The sequence below is a fragment of the Microbacterium sp. Root53 genome, assembly GCF_001426925.1.
Lineage (GTDB): Bacteria > Actinomycetota > Actinomycetes > Actinomycetales > Microbacteriaceae > Microbacterium.
Map to the genome: position 1 here is coordinate 1 of NZ_LMFR01000020.1, position 15,985 is coordinate 15,985.

Here is a 15,985-nt window from a genome sequence, read left to right on the forward strand (position 1 = left end):
CGTCTGGGCCGTTTGACGCCGATCGAGTTCGAGACCATCATGAACCAGAACCTGGCCCTCGCGGCCTAACCGAAACTGTCACCACTTCGTTCAGCAGACCCGTGTCACCGCGCTGCGCTCGTTGCAGTTCGGTGGCCAGCTTCACGCGCTGCGCCTCCCCACCGGAGAGCTCTGTGGCCGGCTGTCCCAAGCGCAGATAACCGAGCCCGACATCGACCAGCGAGGTGAGGGAGCGCATCACGTCGTACTCGCCGGCGAAGAACTCGTGAGCCTCTTCGACGCTCATCGCGAGGATTTCCGCGATGTTGCGCCCTCGCCAGGTGATCTCCAGGGTGCTCGATTGATAGCGGGTGCCATGGCAGTCGGGACACACGGTGTAGACCGAGGGCAGGAAGAGCAGCTCGACCATCACGGAGCCTTCACCCTCACAGGTCGGGCAACGGCCGCCGGCGACATTGAAGGAGAACCAACCGGGCTTGTATCCGCGGGTCCGAGCTTCCGGCGTCTCGGCGAACCGGCGCCGCACATGATCGAAGAGTCCTGTGTAGGTCGCGACGTTGGAGCGGGGCGTGCGGCCGATGGGTTTCTGGTCGATGCTCACCACACGCCGGACGGTCGTGAGATCGCCCTCGACCGACCCTCCGAGTTCGTCGGGCTCGTCAGTGAGGAGCAGGGCGTCGGCCTCAGCGCTTTCCTCCTCGACGCGAGGGGCGTCTCCTTGCCTGGCGCCGATGAGGGCGGGCAGGACTTGACTGACAAGGCTGGACTTCCCCGACCCTGACACGCCAGTGACAGCCGTGAGCGTTCCGAGCGGTAGCGCCACAGATACGTCCCGCAGGTTGTTGCGGGTGACGTGCTCCAGCTGCAACCAGTCGTGGGCGGCACGGGGCTGGTGCGGTGGAAGGCCGCTGCCCCCGAAGATGTATCCGCGCGTCACCGACTCGTCGACCTCCGCGAGCCCGTCCGTGGGTCCGCTGTAGATCACGCGCCCGCCGCGTTCCCCGGCTCCGGGGCCGATGTCGACCAGCCAGTCCGCGTGCCGCATGACGTCGACGGAATGCTCCACCACGAAGAGGCTGTTGCCGCGCTGCTTCAGTCCGTCGAGGATACCCAGCAGCGCGGTGACGTCGTGCGGATGGAGACCGGCTGACGGTTCGTCGAGGACGTAGACCACACCGAACAGTTCCGACGTGAGCTGCGTGGCGAGTCGAAGTCGTTGTAGCTCCCCTCCGGACAGCGTCGGCGTAGTGCGACCTAGCGAGAGGTAACCGAGTCCGAGATCGATGATGGGGCGCAGGCGGTCCAGCAATTCTGCGCCCAGGCGGGCTGCCGCGGCGCGCTTCTCGACAGACTGATTCGGTGTGCGACGGACATCCGGCGCAGCGGAGTGCGCGGAGCCGCCAGCAGCAACGCGCTGCGCGACGGCTTCACGTCTCGTCGCGACGTCTACCGGGCCGGAGGTCTCGCCCTCGCGGTCAGACTCGGCGACGACGGACTCGAGGAGCTCAGCCAATTCACGCAGTGGCAAGGCCGAGAAGTCCGCGATATCGAGTCCTTCGAAGGTCACCGTCAGTGCTTCGGGTTTGAGCCGCTTCCCATGGCACACCGGGCAGACCGCCGCGCTCATGAACTGGGCTACGCGGCGCTTCATCGACGCGCTCTTCGTGTTCGCGAAAGTGTCGAGCACGTACCGCCGCGCGCCGACGAAGGTGCCCGAGTAGCTCGGTTCGATTCCTGCTCGGATTGCCCGGCGCGCCTCGGCGAGTGTGAGTCGAGAGTGGACGGGAACGAAGGGGGTCTCGTCGGTATAGAGGATCCAGTCCCGATCCTTCTTCGGCAGATCCTTCCACGGTACGTCGACGTCATAGCCGAGCGCGACGAGCACGTCCCGCAACTGGTGGCCGTGCCAGGCGGTCGGCCATGATGCGATGGCGCGCTCCCGGATGGTGAGTGAGGGATCGGGCACCATCCGCTCCTCGGTGACCGCGTACACTCTGCCGATACCGTGGCACTCGGGGCACGCGCCCTGCACGGTGTTCGCGGAGAAGTCCTCGGCGTAGAGCATCGGCTGACCATCTGGGTATTCACCGGCTCGCGAATAGAGCATCCGAACCACACTCGACAGCGTGGTGATGCTGCCTACAGAGGAGCGCGCGCTGCGCCCTCCGCGCTGCTGCTGCAAGGCGACTGCGGGCGGCATCCCGGTGATGGAGTCGACGTCGGGGACACCCGCCTGGTCGATCAGTCGCCGCGCGTACGGGGCAACTGACTCCAAGTAGCGCCGCTGCGACTCCGCGTACAACGTGCCGAAAGCCAAGGAGGACTTCCCGGATCCGGACACGCCCGTGAACACAACCATCGCGTCACGCGGAACCGTGAGATCGACGTCCTTGAGGTTGTGTTCGCGGGCACCACGTACCCGGACATCGGGCTGGACGTGGGTGGACACTGAGGAAAGGTGATCCATTTCGGAACTGTACCAAGCGGGTGTCGTGGTAAGCAGGTTCATCGACCGTGGGAAGCAAGCTGATGCGGCTGTTCAATCGCCCCGGGCCAACCGGGTACGAGTAGGTAGACGAGCATCGCGATGGCTCGGAGCAACTGTCCGGTGCCGATCACCCTGCGAGGGCCAACTCGGTCGACCTCGACTCAGGAGCGCACTTCCTGGGTTCGTATGCCTCGGCGGCTGGCTTCGAGGGCTGAGGTGAGCGTTCGAGCGTCGTAGCTACCAAGCAACCGTCGGCCGCCTATGAAGAACGTCGGGGTGGCGTGCGCCCCGCTTGCATTGGCGCTTTCGAGATCCCGCTCCACACGGGCACGTACGGCGGCACTGTCGAGGTCAGTCGTGAACTGGGCGACATCCAGGCCCAGCTCTTCGGCGTAGCGGATCAGATCTTCGCGCTCGAGCGCATCTTGCCGCGTGAAGACGAAGTCCAGCCACGGCCAGAACATCCCCTGATTCGATGCCGCCTCCGACGCTCGTGCGGCTATGGGGCCGTGAGGGTGATGTGGCAGGTGGCGAACGACATACCGGAGATCGTCCCCGAACCGGCTGCGAAGGTCCTCCCAGGAACCCGTTGCGTGCGCGCAATAGGGGCATTCGAAGTCGATGAACTCGACGAGCGTGAGCTGGGCGTCCTCTGGTCCGCGGATGTGGTCGACTTCAGGATCAACGGGTGGTGTGAGCACCATCGGCAGATCTGCCGTCTCCTCTCCCCAGCGTTTCGCAGCAACCCGGAAAATCAGCCAACCAAGCGCGGTAGCGAACACCATCGCGACCAACACGCCGACGGTCGCTTGCCGACCCAGGTCGGACGTCGAGCCGAACGCCAGGCCGATCACCAGGAGCGACACGGTGAACCCGATCCCTGAAAGCGCCGCGCCGCCAAACACGCTGCCCATCCCGACACCCTCGGGTAGCCGACCGGCTCCAAGCTTCACAGCGACGAACGTGGCGAGACCGATGCCGAGAAGTTTGCCGAGCACGAGACCCACGATGACTCCCCACGTCACCGAGGACTGGAAGGAATCGACGAGCATGCCGCCGCGCAGGTCGACGCCAGCGTTCGCGAGGGCGAAGATCGGGACGATGACGAGCGCGGTCGGCATGCGCAAGACCTCGTGCATGCGTTCATTTACCGAGATACCTCGCGCCAAGCCTCGATCGACTGCGCGGGCCGATGCCGCGCTCGGCGACTGCCAGAAGTCGCGAAACAGCTGACGAGCCGCGACCACCTGGTGCCGACGCGTCGGGTAGGCGGGGATAAGGAGTCCTGCGACCATGCCCGCGAGGGAGGCGTGGACTCCGGAGTCAACGGTCGCGAACCAGAGCACAATGACAATCAGCACGTACGGTGTGGCGCTCCATTGCCGCGAACGACCCAGAAGCCACAACCCGGCGAGGCAGGCAACTGCGATCAGCAGCGGAACGAGCCGGATCTCGTCGCTGTAGACAATGCCGATGATGGAGACGGCGAGGAAGTCATCGACGACGGTGATGGTGAGGAGGAACACCCGCAACTGGCCGGAGAGTTTCGGGCCGACGAGCGCGAGGGCACCCAACAGGAACGCGGTGTCGGTACCGACCACGGCGCCCCATCCACCGAGCCCGTCGCCGCCCGCGGCGGCCACGATCAGGATGTATAAAACTGCGGGCAGTGCCACGCCGGCGACGCCAGCGATCAACGCGAGACGCGCGCGGCTGGCGTCTCGGAGCGACCCATGCGCGAACTCCTGTCGCACCTCGAGGCCAACGACCAAGAAGAAGACCGCCATGAGGCCGTCGTTGATCCAGTGGTGCAGGTTCATGTGCAGTCCGAACCCGCCGACATCGACCCCGATCTCGACATCCCACAGCCCGAAATAGGCCTCGGAGAGTGGCGAATTCGCCCAGAGCAGGGCGACCGCTGCGACGACGACCAAGAGCACAGCCGAACCCGACTCCGTGCGAATCGTTCGCCAAAGAGTGCGCCGTTCTATCTGCCCGCTCGTCATGTGGGAAGCATATCGGGGCCCAAGGGCAGCGCCCGGCGGCGAGTGAAGCGCCCTGGGTCTGATGGAGACTCGCGCTATTTGATTCCGACCAGCAGATTGCGGTCGTTGGGGACAGCATAGAACGCGTTCTCGAACTCGACGGGCGGGACGTCGCCGAGATAGCCATGCAGGCGTTGCGTGTTATGCCAGTGCACCCACCCGACTTTGGCGGTGCCGAGGCGCTTCGACAACTCGTGGCTTCGGTACACAGTTGGCGTGCTCAAACCCCAGCTGCGTTCGCCAGGAACCGCTAGATTCCGCAGTTCTACAGGGGTGAACGGCAGTTCCAAAGGGTTTGAGTAGACGCTCGCCAAGTCAGCTTCAGAGAAACCCCCGGTCAGATACGAATCTGACCGGGGGTTTCCGCATCTGAGCCGGATCGCCCGAGCAGGCTGTCAGCTGGCGTCGCGCAGGACCTCGCGCAGCGCCTCGTACTGCGCCTTGGGGTTGTCGTGCATGTCGTAGAGCAGGCCCGCGCCCTGGCCGGTGAACCAGCCGGGGATCCACGAGTTGGCGTCCGAGACGCCCCAGACCGTGTACGAGTTGCACGCCTCGACCGCGAGGCAGTCCTCGAGGGTCTGCGCCCACCAGTCGATCTGCTGGGCCTCCTCGGCCGGGTCCGCCGGGGTGTTCGTGTAGGTCCCGTTCGGCTTCTGCGTGACGAACGTGCGCACGTCCACCTCGGTCATCGCGACCTCGAGGCCCAGGGCGGCGAACCGCTCCAGGTTGTTCCGCAGGTCGGGGTAGCCGTACTGCGTGTCCAGGTGACCCTGGAAGCCGACGCCCTCGATGGGCACTCCGTCGGCCAGCAGGTCCTGCACGAACGTGTAGGCGAGGTTGCTCTTGGGGCCGGTGAACTCGAGGTTGTAGTCGTTGTAGAACAGCACCGCCTCGGGGTCGGCCTCCTTGGCCCAGCGGAACACGTCGGCGACGTACTGCTCGCCGGGCAGGCCGAGCTCCTCGTACGCCTGGTACCAGATCGTCTCGCGGAAGGTGCCGTTGTCGTCGATGACCTCGTTGACGACATCCCACTGCTGGATGTCGCCGGCGAAGTGCGCCGCGACCGTCTTGACGTGCTCCTCGAGGATGGCGCGCAGCTCCTCGGCGCTGTAGTCGCCGGTGGTCAGCCACGCCGGCAGCTGGTTGTGCCACACGAGCGTGTGCCCGCGCACGACCTGGCCGTTGGCCTCGGCGTTGGCGATGAGCGCCTCCGCGGCCTCCCAGTCGTAGACGCCGGGCTGCGGGTTCAGGGCCTCCCACTTCATGACGTTCTCGGCCGTCACGCTCGAGTACTGGGTGTTCACGATGTTGCGGTACTTGACGTCGCTTGCGAGCAGGTCGGTGTTCACGGCCACGCCGATCTCGATTCCGGCGGCCTCGGCGAGTGCGCGCAGGGTGTTCTCGCCGATCGCCGCCGAGTGCTCGGAGGCGTTCGGGTCGGCGGGCGGGGCCGGTGCGGCGAGGGCCGCGCTCGGGGCCAGTGCCACTGAGGCCAGCGCCAGGGCGGCGCCGACGAGCAGGGGGCGGGTGGTGCGCATGAATGCTCCTTTGCATCGGGGGTGGTCGCCGGGACGCGTTGCTGATCCGGCGACTGTCGTATGGTAGGCACCGATAAGTGGGCGATGTCAACAAATTAGTCACAACTCGGTCCGCGGGGTGCCGCGCAGGGGATCGCCCGAGTCGCGCGCGGGATCGGGTGATGGAGCGGGTGAGATCCGGCGTCCGCCCGGCGCGCGGCCGGTGATGCGACTTGGCTGAGCTCGTGCGGAGCCGCCGCGAGAAGCGGCGGCCGCGGGTCGTCATCGTCGACGTCCCGGGTCGTGCCGTATCAGCACGGCGGCTCCCGCATCTGTGCAGGTGACGCGGGCCGTCCCCCTCGGCCCCACGGAGAGAGCAGGGACTATGAAGAGGACGATGACGGGCTGTGCCGTCGCGCTCATGATGATGCTGGCGGGCGCGGGTGCCGCGCACGCGGGCGAGGCGAACGGCAACGGCGACCCGACCGAAGGGCCCGGGCACGCCGCATCGGAGTGCGTGTACTCCGGCCTGGACACGGCGGACGCCGTGGAAGGCAACCCTCCGGGCTTCGACGACGACATGCTGGCGATGCGGGGCAACCAGAGCCCGGCCGGCAAGGACCGGTACCACGGCGTGCAGAGCTTCGGCATCTACGCGAGCGCCGGCATCGATCTGGGCGTGAATCCCGGCATGGCATGCCGCGGCGGCGGCCACGCGGAGTGATCCGCGCGTCGCGCCGGCTCGGCTGACCAGAGCGGAGCCCCCGGCCGGACCTCGATCCGACCCGGGGGCTCCGCTTCGTCCGTGCGATGCTCACGGCATCGTGAGGGCCTCCATGTAGATCGCGATGACCGTCTCGATGTGCGCGTCGAAGAACCGGTCGATGCCCTTGGCGTCGGACAGCAGGTACTCCGGCACGTCTCCCTTCGGGATCGTGAAGCGGCCGAAGAGCGCGAAGCTGTCCGGCACGCCGCGCGCGTCGGCCTCGGCCAGCGCCCAGGCCAGCTGGGAGTCCGTCAGGGGCGGCACGCCGATCTCGCCGGGCGCCGAGAGGAAGAGATCCGACAGCTGGACGTAGAACCAGTTGCCCGAGTGCGCGGCGCCGACGCTGCCCTGATCGGAGCGCTTGACGACGTAGCACTCGTGGGCCGAGGCGGCGCCGGTGCCGGCGAAGACGAGACCGAGTGCCAGCGTGGCCGTGGCGGCGGTCGTGACGAGGGACTTGCGGATCATGGGTGGTGCTCCTGCTTCATCGAAGGCGACGCCGACGGCGGCGGTCGCCGCCACCGGTCCCGGGCCGCGACGGCGGCCCGGGGAGGAGGAGCGGCCTCCGTGCGGACAGATACATCCGGATCCGGCGGACATCGGCGGGTCGCCGAGCGCCGGCCCGGGCGGACGGCTCAGCGGGTCGCGCCCAGCCGCGCCGAGAGCTCGTGCGCATGCGCGAGCAGGATCCGCCCGAGGGAGGGGATGCGGTCGGGGGAGAAGCGGAACTCCACGCCGGTCAGGCTGAGGGCGTACTCGGGCCGGCCCTGGCGGTCGAACACGGCGGCACCCATGCCCCAGCTGCCCTCGACGATGAGGCCGGGGTTGAGCGCGTAGCCCTGGTCGCGGGTCTCTGCTCGTCGCTCCCGCAGGCGTTTCACATCGTGGGCGGCCCCCCAGTGGTCGCCGAGCTCCGGATGCCGGGCGAGGTAGGCCTCGGCCTCGGCGTCGGGCAGGTACGCGAGGATCGCGGTGCCCGCGGAAGCGACGCCGAGCGGGAAGCGCACGCCCTCGCTCAGCACGAACGAGCGGATGGGGAACGCGCCCTCCTCGCGCAGCAGGCAGACGGTCTCGTCGCCGCGTCGCACCGACAGGAACGCGCTCTCCTCGGTGCGGGCGGCGAGCGAGCGCACGATGTCGCGCGCGACGGCCGTCACGTCGTACCGCGCGGCGGCGACGGTGCCCATGACGTACAGCTCGGGGCCCGGCAGCCAGCGCCCGGTCTCGTCGTCGCGGTCGACCATGCCGGCCGCGCGCAGTGCGCCGAGCAGCCGGTGCGCGGTGGCGCGGGACAGGCCGGCGTCGCGAGCGAGCTCGTGAGAGGTGCGCCCCTCCACGCCCGCCGCGGTGACGAGCCGCAGCAGATCGGTCGCGCGGGTCACGGCCTGGGTGCCGGGGATGGCCGCACCGCGACCATCGGCCGGCTGGGCCCGGGGGGTGTCCACGATGTGGACGCTATCGCCGGAACCGTCCACATCGCAAGACGCCGGTTGCCTCCCCGGGGGAGGAGGGGCAGTGTCGGATCGATACCCGTTCAGGGACCGACGAAGGAGTCATGCGTGATCGACAAGACCATCGCATCCGCCGCGGAGGCGGTCGCCGACATCCCGGACGGCGCCAGCCTGGCGGTCGGCGGGTTCGGCCTGTCCGGCAACCCGACGGCGCTCATCCAGGCCCTGCTCGAGCAGGGGACGACGGACCTCGAGATCGTGTCGAACAACTGCGGCGTGGACGACTGGGGCCTCGGGGTGCTGCTGGCCGCTCACCGGATCCGCCGAATCACCGCGTCGTACGTCGGCGAGAACAAGGAGTTCGAGCGACAGTTCCTCTCCGGCGAGCTCGAGGTCGAGCTGACCCCGCAGGGCACGCTCGCCGAGAAGCTCCGCGCGGGCGGGTCCGGCATCGCCGCGTTCTACACGCCGACGGGCGTCGGGACGCAGGTCGCCGAGGGCGGGCTGCCCCGGAAGTACGACGGCTCGGGCGGGGTGGCGATCGCGAGCCCGCGCAAGGACACCCGCACGTTCGCGGTGAACGGCGTCGAGCGCGAGTACGTGCTCGAGGAGGCGATCGTCACCGACTTCGCGCTCGTGCACGCACTGAAGGGCGACCGGCACGGCAACCTCGTGTTCAACAAGGCCGCGCGCAACTTCAACCCGATCGCCGCCACGGCGGGGCGGGTGTGCGTCGCCCAGGTGGAGCGGCTCGTGGAGCCGGGCGAGCTCGACCCCGACGAGATCCACCTGCCGGGCGTGTTCGTGCACCGGATCGTCGAGGTCGGCGGCGACATCGAGAAGCGCATCGAGAAGCGCACCGTGCGCGCGAGCGAGGAGAACTGACATGGCGCTGACACGCGACCAGATGGCGGCCCGCGCGGCGCGCGAGCTCGCGGACGGGCAGTACGTGAACCTGGGCATCGGCCTGCCGACGCTCGTGCCGAACTTCGTGCCCGAGGGCATGACGCTGGTGCTCCAGTCGGAGAACGGCATCCTCGGCGTCGGGCCGTACCCGGCCGAGGACGCGGTCGACCCGGACCTGATCAACGCGGGCAAGGAGACGGTCACGGTCCTTCCCGGGGCCGCGTTCTTCGACTCGGCGACGAGCTTCGGCATGATCCGCGGCGGCAAGATCGACGCCGCCATCCTCGGCGCCATGCAGGTCTCCGCCCGCGGGGACCTCGCGAACTGGATGATCCCCGGCAAGATGGTCAAGGGCCCGGGCGGCGCCATGGACCTCGTGCACGGCGCGGGACGCGTGATCGTCCTGATGGAGCACGTCGCGAGGGACGGATCGCCGAAGATCGTGAACGAGTGCTCGCTGCCGCTGACCGGGCGCGGCGTCGTCGACCGGATCGTCACCGACCTCGCCGTGATCGACGTCACGGCGGAGGGGCTCGTGCTGATCGAGACGGCGCCCGGGGTTACCGTGGAAGAGGTCATCGCTGCGACGGAGCCCGCGCTGATCGTCGCCGTCGAGGAGGACGTCGCATGAACGGATCCGACATCGTCATCGTCGCTGCGGCGCGCACGCCGCAGGGTCGCCTGCGCGGGCAGCTCGCCTCGTTCTCGGCGCCCCAGCTGGGGGCCCTCGCGATCCGCGGCGCGCTCGAGCGCGCGGGCATCGCGGCCGAGGAGATCGACGCGGTCATCCTCGGTCAGGTCCTGCCCGCCGGATCCGGGCAGAACCCGGCCCGCCAGGCCGCGATCGGGGCCGGCATCGGATGGGATGTGCCCGCCCAGGCGGTCAACAAGGTCTGCCTGTCCGGGCTGACCGCCGTGATCGACGCCGCGCGCATGATCACCCTGGGCGACGCCACGGTCGTGGTCGCCGGCGGCATGGAGTCCATGACGCAGGCGCCGCACCTGCTTCCCGGATCGCGGGTCGGCCATGCCTACGGATCGATCGAGCTGCTCGACCACATGGCCTACGACGGGCTCACCGACGCGTACGACGGCGAGAGCATGGCCGCGTCCACCGAGCGTCACAACGCGCGGTTCGGTCTGACGCGCGCGCAGCAGGACGAGGTGGCGGCGCTCTCGCACCAGCGCGTCGCGGCGGCCCAGGAGGCGGGCCTGTTCGACGCCGAGATCGTGCCGGTCGAGGTGCCGCAGCGCAAGGGCGACCCGGTCGTGCTCACGCGGGACGAGGGCGTCCGCCCCGACACGACCGTCGAGTCCCTCGCCGCCCTGCGCCCCGCGTTCACACCGGATGGCGCGATCACCGCGGGCAACTCCTCGCAGATCTCGGATGGCGCGGCCGCGGTGGTGCTCACCACGCGGGCCCATGCCGCCGAGCGCGGGTGGCCGGTGCTCGCCGCGCTGGGCGCGTGGGCGCAGACCGCCGGGCCGGACAACTCGCTGCAGGCGCAGCCGGCGCAGGCCGTCCGCCGCGCCTGCGAGCGCCAGGGCATCGCGGTCGCCGACCTGGACCTCGTCGAGATCAACGAGGCGTTCGGCGCGGTGGTGGCGCACTCGCAGGCGGAGCTCGGCCTCTCGAGCGAGGTCGTCAATCCGCACGGCGGAGGCATCGCGCTCGGACATCCGATCGGCGCCTCCGGCGCGCGCCTCGTCGTCCACGCCGCCCACGAGCTCGCACGGCGCGGCTCCGGGATGGCCGCGGTGTCGCTGTGCGGCGGCGGGGGACAGGGCGACGCGCTCATCCTGGTGCGCTGACCAGTGGCGCTCCTCCGATCGATTCTTTCGGTTCGGCGCGGATCCTAGCGCTGAGTCGTTAGGGACCAAATGTTCCCGTACTCTTGACATCATGGGGGTACTTCACTATGGAACCGAGTCTTCACCGATCCACATCGACGACCGCGCGCTCGCGCACCTGAAGGTCGTCATCGTCAGCAAGCTGCGTCGCCAGGAGAGCTTCACCGTCTCGTGGCAGCACCCGGAGGAGGACGGTGCCGGGCGCAGCACGATCTGGGTGCACCCGTCGATCCCGGTCCGCTTCGAGTTCGACGACGCCGTGTCGGTGGAGCTGAACCGCGAGTGGCTGGAGGAGCTGGCTCACTCGGCCAACGCGCTGGGCGGGATCGCGCTCGTCTCCGAGCACGTCAACTCCGAGCCCGAGCCGACCGCGCGCGCCGGCGATCTCGTCACCGCGGCCTGACTCCGTACCCGCGACTTCACGTCCCACCGCACCGACCTCACGAGGCTCCCGTCACCAGACGGGAGCCTCTTCTCGTGTGGGGACATCAGGCGTAGCGGAGGGTGCGGGACCGCACGCGGCTCACATGTACGGGAACGGCGCGGACTGCACCCGCAGCTCGATCGCATCGGCGGCGAGCGAGGCGCCGACCCACGTCTCGGCGTCGACGGTCAGCTCCTCGCGCGCGACGAGATCGCCCGCCACGATCTCGAGCTCGTGCGCCCCGGGCTCGACCTCGAACTCGAGCGCCTCGGCGAGCCCGATCTGGTAGCGCGTCCTCGGTCGCAGGTCGGCCAGTAGGGACCCGTCGAGGCGCACCTCGACGGGCCGGCCCTCCCAGCCGTCCTGCAGCTCCACGTGGAGTGCGGTCACTTCTTCGTCGTCCCCTTCGATGATCCGCCGGTCCGGCGCCGGCTCGCGGCCGGCTTCGACGCGGTGCGCGACGCCGAGGCGCGCGAGGGGCGGCTCGGCGCGAACGACGCTGCGGTGGCGGCCACCTCCTCGAGCACGCGGGGGAGCACCCCGCGCGACTTGAACACGTCGTGCATCGACATCTGCAGCTCGGCGGCCTCGCCGGCGGCGCCCTCGCGGGCGACATCCTGCGTGAACGCGTCGACCAGGTCGTGCACCCGGATGTGACCGAGCGACTCGGCGGCCTCGGCCGTCGCGAGCGTGGCCGCGGCGATCTGGACCGCCTCGTCCACGTCGGCCTTGCGGGTCCGCACCCGGCCCCCGGCCTCCGCGAGCGACGTCGCGGCGGCGCCGTCCGGGATCTCGAGCAGCTTGTAGTCGCGCGCGAGCGGACGCGCGATCGCGACCGCCGCATGGATCGCGGCGCGCGAGCCCGGCAGGCGGTCGATCGTCTCGCGGAGGGTGTCCTTCGCGGAGGCGTCGATCTCGGTGCCCGCGAACGCCAGCGCCCGGCCGACGCCCTCGTTGAGGAAGTCTCCCGCGAGCTGCGCCTCCTCGAACGACCGCGGCGGCGCGACCTTGAGCGAGAACGGCTCGGACCGCACGGGATGCCCGTCGATCTCGACCACGGCGACGACCCGGTACTCGCCGGGCTCCGAGACGTCCCAGCCGTTGAGCCCCGCGAACACCGGCAGAGACGCGTACAGCGACTCGCCGGGGTTCAGCACGGTGGCCTTCGACTCGGTGCAGGTGCGGGCGAACGGCACCCACTGCCGCGCGTCCTTCCCGTGCGCCGACACGATGGTCAGGATGTGCTGGGGGTTCAGGACGTCGCCGGGCACGATCTTCGGGGCGCCGCTCGTGTTGGTCAGCTTCACCTCGAGCACGACGGGCTCGAGGAAGTCGAACACGGCCCTCTCGCGGTTGGCGCGCACCTCGAAGCGGTACTCGGCGGGAGGCAGCATGCCGAACGCCTGCTCGAACGCGTGGTGGTCGAACCAGTCCGCATTGCCCATCTGCACGAACCGCGACGGCGCGTGCCGCAGGAACAGCAGCTCCTCGTTCGAGAACCGGTACGCGAAGTCGGAGAAGAACGCCGCCTGACCTCCCGACACGAAGTACGGGTAGTTCATGAACGAGCGCGCCTCCGGCTGGTCGGAGAGCGGGATCCACGGCGTGCCGAGGGACTTCTGCCACGAGTGCGCGAGGTTGAACGCGTGCCCCATCTCGTGCACGGCCGTCCAGAACCGCATGCGGCGGTCCCACGCGTCGGGCGCGGCGTCCCCTGAGGGGGCGTCGCGGATGAACGAGTCGGTGAAGATCGCGGTGCCCTGCCGGTGGTTCGGCCCGATGTCGTCGAACATGATGCCGCCGAGCCCGTGCCCCATGTCGTGCTGGCGCGCCCAGAAGGTCCACAGCGACCACTGCGGCGCGTTCGCGAAGCGCGACCAGTAGGTCTGCATCGCGTCGTGCATCTCGGCGTCGCTCCAGGTGCTGTTCGCCCCCGCGCCGCTCACCGGCACCGTGCCGTCCGGGGCCCGCTTCACATCGAATCCCGCGCGACGGAAGACGTCGTCGATCGACAGCGACTCGTTCGCGAGCGACGCGGGGCGGTTCGGGTGGTCGTGCGTGCCGATCTCGAACACCGGCTCGGCGTCGCTCGTGGAGTCGAACTCGAACTCGACGCGGTGGAAGTACGGCGTCGTGAAGGAGTACACCCGGGTCAGGCTGGCTCCGCTCCTGCTGCTGTAGACGACGACGGCCTTGCCGCCGCCCGCCAGCAGCGACGGCGTCGCCTTGATGTCGACGTGGTCGAACGCGAAGCCCGCGGGTCCGTACCCGTCGGTGTACGTGATCGGACCGGCGTACCGCCAGCTGCCGATCCGCGCGATGCTCGCGATCCAGGTGCGCGGCGTCGACAGCAGCGCGGTGCTTCGACCGCTCGCCGTCATCTGCGGGTAGGACCCGTCGACGTCGAGCCGGAGCTCCTCGAACAGCAGCGCCGGGATGAACGCCGAGCCGTGATCGACGTCCGGCACGTCCTCCTCGACCTCGACGCCGCCGCCCGGCGTGGGGAGCGGCCCCTCGATGGGGATGCGCGGCGGGAACTTGATGGGAAGCCGCTCGGGCTGGAGCGGCGGGCCGAACCGCCGCCAGGTGTACGTGCCGCTCACGCGCAGCCTCAGCGGGAACGGGATCTTCTTGAGTGGCAGGTCACCGATGAGCAGTCGATCGAGGTCGACCGTCCCCACTTCTTCGACGTCGATGATGGTCATGACTCCTCCTCGAGTGGCGAAGACGTCCGTCGTCTTCGTTGACGGGGAGGAGGGGCGGTCCGAGCGGGGTGATACGGCGGGGCGACCTCCTCCGCGACGTCCCCCTTCGCGGCGTCGATGCGGTTGAATGAGCGCGTGGACGAAGACGTCGAGCTGGCCGCGCTGCGCCGCCGGGCCTACGGGCCGGACGCGGACATCGACGCGGCCGGGCTCGCCAGGCTGACGGAGCTCCAGAGCCGATCGCACGACATGCCCGACCTGGTCGAGGCCGTTCCCGCCGAGCTCCGCCCGGTTCCGGAAGCGGAGGCGGCCGCGGCGCCCGCGGCCGCCGCGTCCGATCCAGCGCCGGCGAGCGCGCCCACCCTGCGCGACCGCGTGCGGATCGGCTGGCCCCTGCTCCTGGCCGGTGCGCTCGGGGGCGCCGTCCTCGCGGGCGCGGTGGGCGCCGGGGCGTCCCAGTTCGACCGGCCCTACGCGACGCTCACCGCCCCCGCCGGCGCCGAGCCCTCGGACCGCGGGCCGTTCGGCTCGGGCATCCCGTACGGGACGGTCGGCGAGATCGAGGTCGGCACGTCCGTCCAGGCCGGCGAGCCGTGCCTCTGGCTCCGCGTGCCGATCGAGTTCGCCGACGGCTTCTTCGGGGACGAGATGACCGAGCCGATCGAGTTCGCGGACTGCGCGCCGGAGCCGTTCATCCCTCGCCTGCGGCTGACGGTGGGCGCGATGAACGGCGGCTGGGGCTCCACCTTCCCCGTGACGGCCGACGCGTTCCCGGATGTCCCCGCGGGGTCGTCCCTGGAGTTCTCGCTGCGCGACGACGTCGTGATCGTGCGCCTCGCCGAACCGGCGACCCCCAGCCCGGCCCAGGACCCGGCAGACGGCGCGACGTAGGTCAGACGTCGAGGCTCTGCCCGGGCTCGAGCGCGTGGAACACGCCGCCGTTCTGCTCGGTGGCCCACTGCATCCGGCTCAGGTGCATCTTCCGGCCCGTGACGGACAGGGTCATGTCGTGCGTGCCGAAGGCGCGGCGCGGCTTGACGTCGAGGATGAAGTCCATGGCGTCGCCGAGCCGCAGCCACGGGGCGCCGGTCGGCGCGGCCAGCGTTCCGACCTCCACGCCGTCCGGCACGGTGAACGAGTCGCCCGGGTAGTACAGCTCGTCGTTGACGAGCACCCCCACGTTGTCGATCACGGGGATGCTCGAGTGGATGGGCTCGTGCACGCCGCCGAAGAACCGCAGCGAGAACGCGCCGATCGTGAGCTCGTCGCCGGGCAGCACGACGGCCGGATGACGATCCTCGATCTGGGCCGCGACCGCGGCGGTCGTGTAGATCGGCACGTCCGGCGCGGCCGTGAAGATGCGCGCGAGGTTGTCGGCGGTCCAGTGGTCGGCGTGCTCGTGCGTGATCACGATCGCGTCGAGGGCGTGCAGATCGCCCAGGGCCGTCGTGAACGACCCGGGGTCGATCAGCAGCGTGCGCCCCTCTGCCTCGATGCGGAGGAGGGCGTGCTCGTGCTTCGTGATGCGCATGTCAGAAGTCAACCATCCGAGGTCCGCGGCCGGCGCGGATCGGTGGGGATGACGCGTCGGGAGGGCGCGACACGCGCGGGATGCGTCTCCGGGCCGCCTCGATTTGTTCACCGCCCGGACCTCGTGCCATACTCTTCTAGTTGCCGGAAACGGGAACGGGATCCGAAAGGGTCCGAAGTACGGCCCCATCGTATAGCGGCCTAGTACGCCGCCCTCTCACGGCGGTAACGCGGGTTCGAATCCCGCTGGGGTCACACACAACGCAGGAAGCCCGGTCCGAATGGACCGGGCTTCCTGCGTT

14 protein-coding genes, 1 tRNA gene and 1 pseudogene are annotated in these 15,985 nt (G+C 69.6%); 7 read left to right on the forward strand and 9 right to left on the reverse strand.

Features of this window, described 5'->3' with window-relative positions:
- Nucleotides 1-37: 37 nt before the first annotated feature.
- The 4 genes and pseudogenes from ASD19_RS08010 to ASD19_RS08020 form a co-directional block, all read right to left on the reverse strand.
- On the reverse strand, nucleotides 38-2,467 hold the full coding sequence (locus ASD19_RS08010; protein ID WP_235563004.1) for an excinuclease ABC subunit UvrA: 2,430 nt from the start codon (nucleotides 2,465-2,467) through the stop codon (nucleotides 38-40).
- Nucleotides 2,468-2,649: 182 nt separating this feature from the next.
- A complete protein-coding gene (gene nhaA, locus ASD19_RS08015; protein ID WP_055990932.1) occupies nucleotides 2,650-4,494 on the reverse strand; it encodes a Na+/H+ antiporter NhaA in 1,845 nt (614 codons plus the stop codon).
- 74 nt (nucleotides 4,495-4,568) lie between these two features.
- Nucleotides 4,569-4,712 (reverse strand): annotated as a pseudogene (locus ASD19_RS14350) (IS3 family transposase); the annotation flags it as partial.
- A gap of 216 nt (nucleotides 4,713-4,928) precedes the next feature.
- On the reverse strand, nucleotides 4,929-6,071 hold the full coding sequence (locus ASD19_RS08020; RefSeq protein ID WP_055990935.1) for an endo-1,4-beta-xylanase: 1,143 nt from the start codon (nucleotides 6,069-6,071) through the stop codon (nucleotides 4,929-4,931).
- 376 nt (nucleotides 6,072-6,447) lie between these two features.
- Between ASD19_RS08020 and ASD19_RS08025 the strand changes: the two genes are divergently transcribed.
- Nucleotides 6,448-6,774, forward strand: a complete 327-nt coding sequence (locus ASD19_RS08025; RefSeq protein WP_200941089.1) for a hypothetical protein — start codon at nucleotides 6,448-6,450, stop codon at nucleotides 6,772-6,774.
- 90 nt (nucleotides 6,775-6,864) lie between these two features.
- On the opposite strand, the gene ASD19_RS08030 is transcribed toward ASD19_RS08025, so the two are convergent.
- Together ASD19_RS08030 and ASD19_RS08035 are read right to left on the reverse strand one after the other, a co-directional pair.
- On the reverse strand, nucleotides 6,865-7,284 hold the full coding sequence (locus ASD19_RS08030) for a hypothetical protein (protein ID WP_055990941.1): 420 nt from the start codon (nucleotides 7,282-7,284) through the stop codon (nucleotides 6,865-6,867).
- A gap of 167 nt (nucleotides 7,285-7,451) precedes the next feature.
- Nucleotides 7,452-8,261, reverse strand: coding sequence for an IclR family transcriptional regulator (locus tag ASD19_RS08035; RefSeq protein WP_235563005.1), 810 nt, complete (start codon nucleotides 8,259-8,261; stop codon nucleotides 7,452-7,454).
- Nucleotides 8,262-8,375: 114 nt separating this feature from the next.
- On the opposite strand from ASD19_RS08035, the gene ASD19_RS08040 reads away from it, so the two are divergent.
- The 4 genes from ASD19_RS08040 to ASD19_RS08055 all read left to right on the forward strand — a co-directional run bounded on the left by ASD19_RS08040 (nucleotide 8,376) and on the right by ASD19_RS08055 (nucleotide 11,427).
- Entirely contained in the window at nucleotides 8,376-9,152 is a 777-nt protein-coding gene (locus ASD19_RS08040) for a CoA transferase subunit A (protein WP_055990944.1), read from the forward strand.
- 1 nt (nucleotide 9,153) lies between these two features.
- Nucleotides 9,154-9,804: a CoA transferase subunit B gene (locus ASD19_RS08045; protein WP_200941090.1), complete on the forward strand. Its 651-nt coding sequence runs from the start codon at nucleotides 9,154-9,156 to the stop codon at nucleotides 9,802-9,804.
- Complete coding sequence (locus ASD19_RS08050; protein WP_055990947.1) at nucleotides 9,801-10,985, forward strand: acetyl-CoA C-acetyltransferase; 1,185 nt, start codon at nucleotides 9,801-9,803, stop codon at nucleotides 10,983-10,985. The genes ASD19_RS08045 and ASD19_RS08050 overlap by 4 nt, the downstream gene beginning before the upstream one ends.
- A gap of 91 nt (nucleotides 10,986-11,076) precedes the next feature.
- Nucleotides 11,077-11,427 carry a DUF7882 family protein gene (locus tag ASD19_RS08055; protein ID WP_055990949.1) on the forward strand — a complete coding sequence of 117 codons (351 nt, stop codon included), beginning with the start codon at nucleotides 11,077-11,079 and terminating at the stop codon, nucleotides 11,425-11,427.
- Between the two features lie 120 nt (nucleotides 11,428-11,547).
- Here ASD19_RS08055 and ASD19_RS08060 read toward each other — a convergent pair whose 3' ends face one another.
- Complete coding sequence (locus ASD19_RS08060; protein WP_055990952.1) at nucleotides 11,548-11,838, reverse strand: hypothetical protein; 291 nt, start codon at nucleotides 11,836-11,838, stop codon at nucleotides 11,548-11,550.
- Nucleotides 11,835-14,153, reverse strand: a complete 2,319-nt coding sequence (locus ASD19_RS08065) for a hypothetical protein (RefSeq protein ID WP_055990956.1) — start codon at nucleotides 14,151-14,153, stop codon at nucleotides 11,835-11,837. Before ASD19_RS08065 ends, ASD19_RS08060 begins: the two co-directional genes overlap by 4 nt.
- Nucleotides 14,154-14,288: 135 nt before the next feature.
- Here ASD19_RS08065 and ASD19_RS08070 point away from each other — a divergent pair, with 135 nt between their 5' ends.
- A complete protein-coding gene (locus ASD19_RS08070; protein WP_055990959.1) occupies nucleotides 14,289-15,044 on the forward strand; it encodes a hypothetical protein in 756 nt (251 codons plus the stop codon).
- A 1-nt stretch (nucleotide 15,045) separates the two neighbouring features.
- Here ASD19_RS08070 and ASD19_RS08075 read toward each other — a convergent pair whose 3' ends face one another.
- Nucleotides 15,046-15,684, reverse strand: a complete 639-nt coding sequence (locus ASD19_RS08075) for an MBL fold metallo-hydrolase (RefSeq protein WP_055990962.1) — start codon at nucleotides 15,682-15,684, stop codon at nucleotides 15,046-15,048.
- A 181-nt stretch (nucleotides 15,685-15,865) separates the two neighbouring features.
- Here ASD19_RS08075 and ASD19_RS08080 point away from each other — a divergent pair.
- A tRNA-Glu gene (locus ASD19_RS08080) sits at nucleotides 15,866-15,938 on the forward strand.
- The last annotated feature ends 47 nt before the right edge of the window (nucleotides 15,939-15,985 follow it).